The organism is Pseudomonas sp. 14P_5.3_Bac1, from assembly GCF_025466135.1.
Lineage (GTDB): Bacteria > Pseudomonadota > Gammaproteobacteria > Pseudomonadales > Pseudomonadaceae > Aquipseudomonas.
This window is the reverse complement of record NZ_JANLOF010000002.1, coordinates 51,326-62,751: the sequence shown is the minus strand read 5'-3', so window position 1 is coordinate 62,751 and position 11,426 is coordinate 51,326. Positions and strand designations below refer to the sequence as shown.

The 11,426-nt window shown below is 62.5% G+C and carries 11 protein-coding genes; 5 read left to right on the top strand and 6 right to left on the bottom strand.

The window, feature by feature from the left end; all coding sequences use genetic code 11:
* Positions 1 to 81: 81 nt before the first annotated feature.
* Entirely contained in the window at positions 82 to 945 is an 864-nt protein-coding gene (locus NTD89_RS00575) for an MBL fold metallo-hydrolase (protein WP_262206079.1), read from the bottom strand.
* A gap of 97 nt (positions 946 to 1,042) precedes the next feature.
* Between NTD89_RS00575 and NTD89_RS00570 the strand changes: the two genes are divergently transcribed.
* The 5 genes from NTD89_RS00570 to NTD89_RS00550 all read left to right on the top strand — a co-directional run bounded on the left by NTD89_RS00570 (position 1,043) and on the right by NTD89_RS00550 (position 6,583).
* Entirely contained in the window at positions 1,043 to 1,378 is a 336-nt protein-coding gene (locus NTD89_RS00570; RefSeq protein WP_016974127.1) for an ArsR/SmtB family transcription factor, read from the top strand.
* 50 nt (positions 1,379 to 1,428) lie between these two features.
* Positions 1,429 to 2,673 (top strand): FAD/NAD(P)-binding oxidoreductase, encoded by a 1,245-nt coding sequence (locus NTD89_RS00565; protein WP_262206078.1) that lies wholly within the window; start codon positions 1,429 to 1,431, stop codon positions 2,671 to 2,673.
* On the top strand, positions 2,674 to 3,480 hold the full coding sequence (locus NTD89_RS00560) for a sulfite exporter TauE/SafE family protein (RefSeq protein ID WP_262206077.1): 807 nt from the start codon (positions 2,674 to 2,676) through the stop codon (positions 3,478 to 3,480). It abuts the gene before it with no gap.
* A gap of 314 nt (positions 3,481 to 3,794) precedes the next feature.
* A complete protein-coding gene (locus tag NTD89_RS00555; protein ID WP_262206076.1) occupies positions 3,795 to 5,441 on the top strand; it encodes an MFS transporter in 1,647 nt (548 codons plus the stop codon).
* Positions 5,438 to 6,583, top strand: a complete 1,146-nt coding sequence (locus NTD89_RS00550; RefSeq protein WP_242199297.1) for an HlyD family secretion protein — start codon at positions 5,438 to 5,440, stop codon at positions 6,581 to 6,583. The genes NTD89_RS00555 and NTD89_RS00550 overlap by 4 nt, the downstream gene beginning before the upstream one ends.
* Before the next feature lie 66 nt (positions 6,584 to 6,649).
* On the opposite strand, the gene NTD89_RS00545 is transcribed toward NTD89_RS00550, so the two are convergent.
* The 5 genes from NTD89_RS00545 to NTD89_RS00525 all read right to left on the bottom strand — a co-directional run bounded on the left by NTD89_RS00545 (position 6,650) and on the right by NTD89_RS00525 (position 11,414).
* Positions 6,650 to 7,555 (bottom strand): aldose 1-epimerase, encoded by a 906-nt coding sequence (locus tag NTD89_RS00545; RefSeq protein WP_262206074.1) that lies wholly within the window; start codon positions 7,553 to 7,555, stop codon positions 6,650 to 6,652.
* Between the two features lie 93 nt (positions 7,556 to 7,648).
* Positions 7,649 to 8,929: a TRAP transporter large permease gene (locus NTD89_RS00540; protein ID WP_145163744.1), complete on the bottom strand. Its 1,281-nt coding sequence runs from the start codon at positions 8,927 to 8,929 to the stop codon at positions 7,649 to 7,651.
* 1 nt (position 8,930) lies between these two features.
* Positions 8,931 to 9,458, bottom strand: coding sequence for a TRAP transporter small permease (locus NTD89_RS00535; protein ID WP_262206073.1), 528 nt, complete (start codon positions 9,456 to 9,458; stop codon positions 8,931 to 8,933).
* 66 nt (positions 9,459 to 9,524) lie between these two features.
* Complete coding sequence (locus NTD89_RS00530; protein WP_145163748.1) at positions 9,525 to 10,487, bottom strand: TRAP transporter substrate-binding protein; 963 nt, start codon at positions 10,485 to 10,487, stop codon at positions 9,525 to 9,527.
* A gap of 51 nt (positions 10,488 to 10,538) precedes the next feature.
* On the bottom strand, positions 10,539 to 11,414 hold the full coding sequence (locus NTD89_RS00525) for an SMP-30/gluconolactonase/LRE family protein (protein WP_262206071.1): 876 nt from the start codon (positions 11,412 to 11,414) through the stop codon (positions 10,539 to 10,541).
* Between the last annotated feature and the right edge of the window lie 12 nt (positions 11,415 to 11,426).

Below are 11,426 nucleotides of genomic sequence, written 5' to 3'. Positions count from 1 at the left end.
GCGGGGGGGCACATCACAAAGGGGGGGCACCAAAACCCCCCCCCCCCCCCCCCCCCCGCCCCCACAGTGGGTTCGGCGTCCTTACAGTTGGTTGAGTGGGATCTTCAGATAAACCACCCCATTCTCTTCGGCCGGCGGCATATGCCCCGCCCGCACATTCACCTGGATCGCCGGCAGCAACAACGTCGGCATGCCCAATCCCGCATCACGCTGGGTGCGCATCGCTACAAACGCCGCTTCATCCACGCCGTCATGCACATGAATATTGCCCGCGCGCTGCTCGGCTACGGTAGTCAGGCATTTCGCCTGCCGCCCCTCAGGCGGGTAGTCATGACAGACGTACAACTGGGTTTCAGGTGCAAATGCCAAGAGCTTACGCATCGACGCATACAACTGCCGCGCATCGCCACCCGGAAAATCGCAGCGTGCCGTGCCCACATCGGGCATGAACAGCGTGTCACCCACCAGAATCAAGCGGTCGTCGATCAAGTAGGCCATGTCCGCCGGGGTATGCCCGGGTACATGCAGCGCCTGGGCCTTCAGGTTGCCGATATGAAAGACCTCATCCGGCGCAAACAAATGGTCGAACTGCGAGCCATCGACGCGAAATTCCGGCTCCAGGTTGAACAGGTTCTTGAACACGTCCTGGACCTTGCTGATCGACTGACCAATGGCGATCTTGCCGCCCAGCGTACGGCGCAGGTACGGCGCGGCAGACAAGTGATCGGCATGCGCATGGGTTTCCAGCAGCCATTGCACCTGCAGGCCGTGCTCACGCACAAACGCGATGACTTTGTCGGCATGGGCCGTGTCGGTGCGCCCGGAGGCCGGGTCGTAATTGAGCACCGAGTCGACGATGGCACACGGGCCGCCGTCCGTTTCATAGATGACGTAGGTGAAGGTCGACGATGCCTCGTCCAGAAAAGCGTGAATCAACGCTGGCATGGCGGCTGTCCCTGTTGAGGAAGAAAAAAGTCGTTACAATCAGTTTACGTTTACACATAATGTTTTGAGCTTAAGTGACGTAAAGGACCCGAAGCAAATGGAATCTACTCTGAGTGAGGGCGAAGTCGCCCAGTTGCGCGCATCGGCGTCCAAGGCCTGCTCCTTGCTCAAGGCGTTGGCCAACGAGGACCGTTTGTTGATCCTGTGCCAGTTGACCCAGGGCGAGCGCAACGTGGGTGAACTGGAAGCGCTGACCGGCGTGCGCCAGCCCACGCTGTCTCAACAGTTGGGCATCCTGCGTGACGAAGGGTTGGTCGCCACCCGTCGGGAAGGCAAATACATTTTCTACGGGCTGGCCAGCCATGAAGTGATTCAAGTGATGAAAACCCTGTCCGGGCTGTACTGCGGCGCGGTCATGAAAAGCTGGGCGTGACGCCATCCGGCAGCGACCCTTGTGTGCATGTAAAAGAAAGGCGATTGACCATGAATGACCAACACTGTGGCCCTACCATCAGTGGCGATATCGTAGTCATCGGCGGCGGTTCGGCGGGCATCGGCCTGCTGGCCAGCCTGCTCAAACGTGACCCGCACCTGAACATCACCCTGATCGAACCGAGCGAATTTCACTGCTACCAGCCGGCCTGGACCCTGGTGGGCGGCGGCGCCTACGACGTCAAAAAGACCCGGCGCCCACTCGCCGACGTACTGCCCAATGGCGTCACCTGGGTGCAGGCCGCGGTCACCGAACTGCTGCCCGAGGCGCAGACCCTGGTGCTCGACAGCGGCCAGCGCGTCACCTGGAACAACCTGATCGTGTGCCCCGGCCTGCGCCTGGCCTGGGAAAAGGTCGAAGGCCTGCAAGACACCTTGGGCCAAAACGGCGTGACCTCCAATTACAGCTACGAGCACGCCGCCTACACCTGGCAACTGGTGCAACAGCTCAAGGGCGGCAAGGCGATCTTTACCCAGCCGGCCATGCCGATCAAATGCGCGGGGGCGCCGCAAAAGGCGATGTACCTGTCTTGCGATCACTGGCTTAAACAAGGCCACCTGAAAAACATCGACGTCGAATTCGATCTCGCGGGCGCCGCGCTGTTTGGCGTCGCGACCTTTGTGCCGCCGTTGATGAAATACGTCGAAAAATACCACGCGCGCCTGGCGTTCAACTCCAACCTGGTCAAGGTTGATGGCCCGGCACGCAAGGCCTGGTTCGAGGTAAAAGACGCGGCGGGCACGCTCACGGTTGAAGAGAAATCCTTCGACCTGCTGCACGTGGTCCCGCCGCAAGTCTCCCCGGACTTTATCCGCCAAAGCCCGCTGGCCGACGCCGCCGGCTGGTGCGAAGTGAACCCCCACAGCCTGCAACACCTGCGTTACCCACACGTCTTTGGCCTAGGCGATGTGTGCGGCACCACCAATGCCAAGACCGCCGCCGCTGTGCGCAAACAAATCGTGGTAGTCGCCGAAAACCTGCTGGCCCTGCGCAAACAGGCGCCATTGCCGCTCAAATACGACGGCTATGGTTCCTGCCCACTGACGGTGGAGAAGGGCAAGGTGGTGCTGGCCGAGTTCGGCTACGGCGGCAAACTGCTGCCGACCTTCCCACTGGACCCGACCCGGGCGCGCCGTTCGATGTGGTTTCTCAAGGCCACGCTGCTGCCGTGGTTCTACTGGAACGGCATGCTCAAGGGTCGCGAGTGGCTGACCCGTCTGAGCAAGGTGGACTGAATGCTGCTGGCAAGTGTTTTAGGCCTGTTGATGGGCCTGGTCATGGGCCTCACGGGCGCGGGCGGCGGCATCCTTGGGGTGCCGGCGCTGGTATTGGGGTTGGGCTTGACGATGACCCAGGCGGCGCCGGTGTCATTGCTCGCGGTGGGCGCGGCGGCGGCGGTCGGCGCAATCGACGGCTTGCGCCATGGTCTGGTGCGTTACCGCGCGGCCTTATTGATCGCTTTGCTCGGCGCAGTGTTTTCGCCCCTGGGTGTATTTTTCGCCCATCAACTGCCGGAGCCCGTGCTGATGGGGCTGTTCAGCGCATTGATGGTGCTGGTCGCCTGGCGCATGTTGCAGCGCGAAAAGGTCGAGGCCGGGCCCAGCGATCATGGCGCCGCGTCGTGGGGCCAGAAGAACTGCATGCTTGATCAGCAGACAGGGCGCTTGGCCTGGACGGCCAAGTGCAGCGCCACGTTGGCCGCCCTCGGCGCGGTGACCGGTGCGGTGTCGGGTTTGCTCGGCGTGGGTGGCGGCTTTCTGATCGTGCCGGCGTTCAAGCAGCTCACCGATGTGCAAATGCGCGGCATCGTCGCCACCTCGTTGATGGTGATCAGCCTGATCTCGTTGATTGGCGTCGCGGGTGCGTTTCATGCTGGGGTGAGCATCGAGCCTGTGGGCTGGGTGTTTATCGGCGCGAGCATCGTCGGCATGCTGATTGGGCGGCGCCTGTGTTCGGTGATCAAGGCGCGCACCCTGCAAGTCGGCTTTGCCAGCCTGTGTGTGGTAGTGGCCGCCGGCATGCTGCTCAAGGCCGCGCTCTGACCTGAAGTTGAAACTGTCCAGAGACGCCACAATCCTGCGTGGCGAGCGGGCTTGCCCCGCGTTGGGCTGCGCAGCAGCCCCAGAAAGTCACCCCAGTTCTCAAAAAAATCGCGTCGTCAGCATCAAGGGCCGCTTCGCGCCCCTACGCGGGGCAAGCCCGCTCGCCACGACAAGCCTGCTTCCCACCGTTTTGAGCGTGCCCGTTCAAGCGTTCAATTGCTGCCCTGACATGGCAAGATGCACGTCTCTCAGGTTTACTACTCCCTGAGTAATGGATTCACCGACCTTGCACGTCGGCTTATCAAGGCCACCGAATGGACAAATACACCCCCCACACCTGGCAGCCCCACGAGCGCCCGAGCCTGCCCGGCTCGCCGTCGACGCCGCTGCACTCCACGCCCAAGCGTTGGCTGTTTGCAATGGTCGGCGTGCTGGTGGCAATCACTGGTGGGTTGGGCAACGCGCTTGTGATCGCCAACCTGCAATACCTGCAAGGCGCCTTGGGCGCGACCACCGCCGAAATGGCCTGGCTGCCCGCCGCCTATGTGATGACCAACGTGTGCATGAACCTGCTGCTGGTGAAGTTTCGCCAGCAGTTCGGCCTGCGCGCGTTTACCGAGGTGTTTCTGGTGCTATATGCGCTGGTCACCTTCGGCCACTTGTTCGTCAACGACCTCAGCTCCGCCATCGCGGTGCGGGCGGCTCACGGTATGGTGGGCGCGGCGCTGAGTTCGCTGGGTTTGTACTACATGATCCAGGCGTTCCCGGCCAAGTGGCGCATGAAAGCCCTGGTGCTCGGCCTGGGCACCGCGCAGCTGGCACTGCCGCTGGCGCGGTTGTTCTCTGAAGACCTGCTGCAAATTGCCGAGTGGCGCGGGCTGTACCTGTTCGAACTGGGCATGGCGCTGATCTGCCTGGGTTGCGTCTTCCTGCTCAAACTGCCGCCCGGCGATCGTTTCAAGACCTTTGAAAAACTCGACTTCCTCACCTTCGGCATCCTCGCCACCGGCGTGGCGCTGCTGTGCGCGGTACTGTCGCTGGGGCGTATCGACTGGTGGCTGGAAGCCCCGTGGATCGGCGTGGCCTCGGCCTGTTCCCTGGTGCTGATCATGGCCGGCCTGGCCATCGAGCATAACCGCACCAACCCGTTGCTGATGACCCGTTGGCTAGGCAGCGGGGTGATGATTCGCCTGGCCCTGGCCGTGGTGTTGATTCGCATGGTGTTGTCGGAGCAATCCACTGGCGCCGTGGGCTTCATGCAAATGTTGAACATGAGCTACCAGCAGATGCACACGCTGTACGTGGTGATGCTGGCCGGGGCGATTGCCGGGCTGGTGGTCAGTGCACTGACGATCAACCCGGCGCACCTGTTGATGCCCCTGATCATCTCCCTGGCGCTGATGGCCATCGGCTCGGTGATGGACAGCTTCTCAAGCAACCTGACCCGTCCACAGAACCTGTATATCAGCCAGTTCCTGCTAGGCTTTGGCGGCACCTTCTTTCTGGGGCCGACCATGGTGCTGGGCACGCGCAACGTGCTGACCAACCCGCGCAACCTGGTGAGTTTTTCGGTGATGTTCGGCATCTGCCAGAACCTTGGCGGCCTGATAGGCGCAGCGTTGCTGGGCACTTTCCAGATCGTGCGCGAGAAGTATCACTCCAGCATGATCGTCGAACACCTGACCTTACTGGACCCGCGTGTGGCTGCGCGGGTGCAGAGCGGCGGTTCGGCGTATGGCGGTGTCATCGCCGACCCACAATTGCGCAACCTGATGGGCATTCGCAGCCTGGCCACGGCGGCCACGCGTGAGGCGAATGTGATGGCCTACAACGATGTGTTCATGTTGATTGCGATCATCGCGATTCTCACCATGCTCTGGATCTTCATCCGCAGTCTGTGGCTGATGAGCACCACCAAGGCAGCAGCCCCTCCCGTTCAACCCAGCGGCGTTACTTCATGACCGAAACAACCACGACCACCACCAACGCCATCGCCTCCACCCCGGAAGGCACCGCTCCACCGGGAGCAACCGCAACTGAGCCACGCTCACTGCGGGTGCGCATCATCTCATCGTTGGGCTTTGCCGCGATTGCCATCGTCGGCGTGCTGATCGTGCTGTATGCCTGGCAATTGCCGCCCTTCAGCAGCGCCGTGGAGAGCACTGAAAACGCACTGGTGCGCGGCCAGGTGACGATTATCGGCCCGCAACTGAGCGGCTATGTGTATGAAGTGCCGGTGCAGGACTTCCAGTTCGTCAAGGCCGGCGACCTGCTGGTGCGCCTGGATGATCGCATTTACAAGCAGCGCCTCGACCAGGCGCTGGCGCAACTGGCGGTGCAGAAAGCCTCGTTGGCCAACGTGGTGCAGCAACGCAACAGCGCCGAAGCCACCATCAAGCTGCGCCAGGCCGCGCTGGTCGACAGCCAGGCCCAGGCGCGTAAAAGCACCGCTGACTTGCGCCGTAACGAAGAGCTGATCAGCGATGGCTCGGTGTCCAAGCGTGAACTGGACGTGACGCGCGCCGCCAATGCCCAGACTATCGCCGCCGTGGCCCAGGCCCAGGCCAGCCTGGAAATCGCCCGGCAGGACCTGCAAACCGTGATCGTCAACCGCGGTTCACTGGAAGCCGCAGTGGCCAGCGCCGACGCCGCAGTGGAGCTGGCGCGCATCGACCTGTCCAACACCCGCATCCTCGCGCCGCGTGACGGCCAGCTCGGGCAGATCGGCGTACGCCTGGGCGCCTTCGTCAACTCCGGTGCGCAGTTGATGGCATTGGTGCCGCCCCAGCTGTGGGTGATCGCCAACATGAAAGAAACCCAGATGGACAATGTGCAGGTGGGCCAGCCGGTAACCTTCACGGTGGACGCGCTGAACCACCGCAAATTTCATGGCACGGTGCAGCACATTTCCCCGGCGACCGGCTCGGAATTCAGCCTGTTGCAGGCGGACAACGCCACCGGCAACTTTGTGAAGATCGCCCAGCGCGTGCCGGTGCGGATCACCGTTGACCCGGGTCAGGCCGAGAGCGAGCGCCTGCGTCCGGGGTTATCGGTGGTGGTGAGTATCGACACGGCGGGGCGCCTGAAAAACACCCCGCCCTGACACAGCACAGGTCACCCTGTGGACGCGGGCGCGCTCGCAAAAGCGCAGTGCCAGAAAAGCGCGCGGTTACCGACCCACCGTTTTCGCGAGCAAGCCCGCGTCCCCATGGGCACTGTATGTGAGGGTGAAATCGAGTTGGGTCGACTGGCCTTGCTCCAATAACCTCAGCCCCGGCCTGCCGGGCAGGTGATGCGCATTCACCGGATGGCTCACCGGCTCAATGCAAAAAAATGCCAACCCCGGCGGGCAATACAGCAGAAAGTAATCCGCCCCGGTCGCCCGGCATTCCAGGGTATAGCCCAAGGCCGGCTGCTCGATCCGGCAATGCCCGTCCCACTGGCAGAACCCATTGTCCACCAGGCCTTCGGGCAGGGTGTTCAATGTGCTGAAATCCCAGGCCTGCGGCACCGGCGCCAATCCTGTGGGCAGCTTTGAGGCATGACTCAGCCATACCTGCCCAGCCTTGGCCTGCAACCGCGTGCCCGGCGTACGCGGCAAGTAAGGGTGCAAGCCCAAGCCATGCCACGCCGCCTGTTCGGCCAGATGCGTTACGCGCAACCCAATGCTCAGCTCACCGTCGCGCAAGGCAAAGCGCTGTTCGGCGTGATAGGCGAACGGCGTGTCGCACCGCAGCGCCAGCACCACTTCATCCGCCGCCTGACTGACCACGTGCCACGCCTGTTGCCAGGCCGAGCCGTGAATCGGCAACGGATCGGTCAGGCTGTTGGCTGTCAGCGCCAGCCAGCCGTCGGGGTTATCGAAACCGCCTTGGGCGATTCGGTTGGACCAGGGCGCCAACGGGTAGCACCCCAACTTGCCGGGTAAACCGGTATTTACCGCGTGCTCGTCACTGTGTCGCAACAACGGCTGCCCGGTGGCGCGCACCGTCCAATTGACGATGCTGCCACCCAGGGCCGGGGCCAGGGTGAGGTGGGTGAGTGGGTCGCTGAGCTCGATCAAGTCTGAAGGCATGGGTGTCCCGCCGCATGAATGAACCAACACAGAGGTGATTTGTGGACGCTGGCAAGCCTGCGCCCACAGTTGAACCTCGGCCTCGGAGAAAGGTTACAGCACCAGGCCCGGCAGCCACAGCGACAGCGCCGGGATGTAGGTGACAGCCATCAGCACCAGAAACAGCACGCCATAAAACGGCAGCAGGGCCTTCACGGTTTTCTCGATACTGACCTTGCCCACCGCCGCGCCGACAAACAGCACCGCGCCCACTGGCGGGGTAATCAGGCCGATGCCCAGGTTCACCAGCATGATCATGCCGAAGTGCACCGGGTCGACGCCGATGCCGAGAATCACCGGCAGCAGGATGGGCGTGAGGATGAGGATCAGCGGCGCCATGTCCATCACAGTGCCGAGCAACAACAGCATCATGTTGATGCACATCAGGATCACGTAGCGGTTGTCCGACAGGGTCAGGAACATCGTGGTGATCTTCGCCGGGATCTGCATCAGGGTCATGATGTAGCCGAAGCTGGCGGCGAAGGCGATCAGGATCATCACGATGGAAATGGTGCGCACCGTGCGGTGCATCAGCTTGGGCAGCTCGCGCCATTTGTAGTCGCGGTAAATGAACATGGTCACGAAGAACGCCCACAGCACGGCAATCGCGGCGGACTCGGTGGCGGTGAAAATGCCCGAGAGGATGCCGCCAAGAATGATCACCATCGCCATCAGGCCCCACAGCGCGTCGGCGCAGATTTTCAGCGCCTGCTTGAGCGGGATGACTTCACCTTTGGGGTAGTCGCGTTTCTTCGCGAAGATCAGGCACAGCACCATCAGGCACGCGCTCATCAGCAGGCCCGGGACCACGCCGGCCATGAACAGCGAAGCGATCGACACCGTGCCGCCGGCCGCCAGGGAATAGAGCACCGAATTGTGGCTGGGCGGGGTCAGCAGCGCCTGCACCGAGCCGCTGATGGTCACCGCCGTGGCGAACTCCCTGGGGTAGCCGCGCCGTTCCATTTCCGGAATCAGCACCGAGCCGACCGAGGCGGTGTCTGCCACTGACGAGCCGGAAATGGCGCCGAAAAACGTCGAGGCCATGATGTTGACCAACGACAGGCCGCCGCGCACAAAGCCCACCAGCACGCCGGCAAACGCCACCAGCCGGCGCGACATGCCGCCTTCGGCCATGATCGCCCCGGCGAGCACGAAGAACGGAATCGCCATCAGCGAAAACTTGTTCACTCCGCCTGCCACCTGAATCATCAAGGCCTGGAACGGAATGTCGATCCACCACGCGCCGATCAGCGCCGACAGCCCCAGGGCGTAAGCGACCGGCATGCCGATCAGGATCAACGCGATAAAGCTGCCCAACAGAATCAATGCGTCCATGTCAGGCAGCCCCTTCGCTTTCTTCAACCAGGTCAAAGCGCACCACGCGCCGGTGGCTCTGGTCGCCGAGCAGGAGTTTCTCCAGCACAAACACCAGGGTCAGCAAGCCGCCAATCGGGATCGGCATATAGGTGATGCCCACGCGCAGGGTAGGGATGGCGCTCATGAACTGGTTCCAGGTGGACAGGCACAACTTGCTGCCCCAAATCGTCATGAACAGGCAGATGGTCGCCATCAAGAGTTGCGAGAGGATGCCGACGAGTTGGCGTTGGCGCGGTGGCAGGCGGTCGGTGATCATGGCCACCGACATATGCGCCCCGGCGCGGTAGCTGGCGGCGGCGCCGATAAAGGTAAACACCAGCATCAGCAGGATGGCGCTGGGCTCTGGCCAGCTTGCGCCTGTGCCGAGAATGTAGCGGGCGAAAATGCCCCAGGGGATGATCAGCGCGACGCCTAATACCGAGAGGCCGGCGACCCAGATGCAGGTCATGTAGAGGCGGTCGTTGAAGCGCAGCAGTCGATTCTTCATGGCGTTCACCGTAACCGGGCACGTCAGTGCGGACCGCGCCGGGCCTAGCTAAGAGGAGGATGGGGCTTACTCGACGGCGTCGATGCGCTCGATGATGTCGGCGTAAGCTGCGCCGTACTTCGCGCGAACGGGCGCGGTGGCCTCATAGAAGGGCTTTTTGTCGACGGTGATGAACTCGACGCCGGCGGCCTTGAGCTTGGTTTCGCTGCTGGCGGACTTGGCGTCCCACAGCACGCGCTCATCGGCCTGGGCAACCTTGGCGGCGTTTTTCACCATGTCCTGTTGCGCGGGGGTGAGTTTGTTCCAGGTGATTTTCGACATCACGATGGGTTCGGGCAGGATCAGGTGTTCGGTGAGGGTGTAGAACTTGGCGTTCTGGAAGTGGTTGTGCTCCAGCAGGGTTGGCGGGTTGTTTTCCGCGCCGTCAATCACGCCGGTCTGCAATGCGCTGAAGATCTCGCCGGTGTCCATGGCAATGCCGTTGGCGCCCATTTCATTGAAGGCGTCGATAAACAGCGGGTTGCCTTGCACGCGAATCTTCATGCCCTTGAGGTCTGCGATCGAACGCACCGGTTTCTTGGTGTAGATATTGCGCGTGCCGCCGTCCATCCAGGCCAAGGCTACCAGGCCGAATTCGGAGTCGGTGATCTTGGCGAGGATCTCGTCGCCGATCGGGCCATCAATGACCTTGCGCATGTGCGCCTGGTCGCGGAACACGAACGGCAGGTTGAACACGTTCACGTCCGGCACCACCGGGCCGACGATGCCGAGGCTGACCCGGGTCATCTGGATCGCGCCGACCTGGGCCTGTTCGACGACTTCTTTTTCAGAGCCCAGGACACCGCCTGGGAAGTACTTGAAGGTCAGTTCGCCGTTGCTTTGCTTAGTCAGGGCTTTGCCCATGTTCTCTTCAGCGACGACGGTGGGGTAGCCGGCGGGATGGATGTCGGCGAACTTGATTTCCAGCGCGTGGGCGGCGCTGCTGAGGGCAACGAGTGTGGCGGCGAGCAAGGTGCGTTTGAAGTCCATGGAATGTCACTCCTGTGTTGTTATTTTTGTATTCAAGGCACAGCAATGCAGCTAGAGGGTGAAGCGCGGTTCGGGCAGTCCCTGGACGCCGGGGTTGAGGGCGAATACGCCGCCGGACAGCGACTGTTCACTCTGGTCATCACGGATCGAGGTGACAAACAAGGTGTCCAGGCGGCTGCCGCCAAAGGCGCACATGGTGGGTTTTTTCACCGGCACGGCGAGGGAACGGTCCAGGCGACCGTCGGGGGTAAAGCGATGAATCAGCCCCGCGTCGTTGGCGCAGATCCAGTAGCAGCCGTCGGCGTCGACGGCCGCGCCGTCGGGGCGACCGAGAAACTGCTGCATGTCGACAAATACGCGACGATTGGAGGGCGTGCCGGTCTCGGTGTCGTAATCGAAGGCCCAGATCTGCTGCACCAGCGGGTGTGAGTCCGAGGCATACATCGTGCGGCCGTCCGGGCTGAATGCCAGGCCGTTGAGTGTGATAAAGCCGTCCAGCTGGGCATGCGGCGCGGAACCGCAGGCGTAGCGGTAGAGCGTGCCCTGGGGCGCATTCAAGCCCATGTTCAACACCATGCTGCCGGCCCAGAAGCGACCCTGGCGGTCACAGCGGCCGTCGTTGAGGCGCATGTCGGGGCGCGGGTGCTCGACACTCGCCAGCGCGGTGGTGTCCAGGCTGCCGTCATTGTGTGGCGTGAGTTGGAAAAACCCGGTTTCCATCCCGGCGACCCAGTTGCCCGCCGTGGTGCGCGCAATGCAGGCGAGCATCTGCGGGGCTTTCCAGGCGGCACTGTGGCCGCTGGCAGCGCTCCAGCGCTGCAGGCCGCCGTTGGGGATGTCCACCCAGTACAGCGCGTTTTCCTCAGGCACCCACACCGGGCATTCGCCCACGGCATTGCGGGCGTCAACAATCAGTTCAGCAGTCATGGCAACTCAATC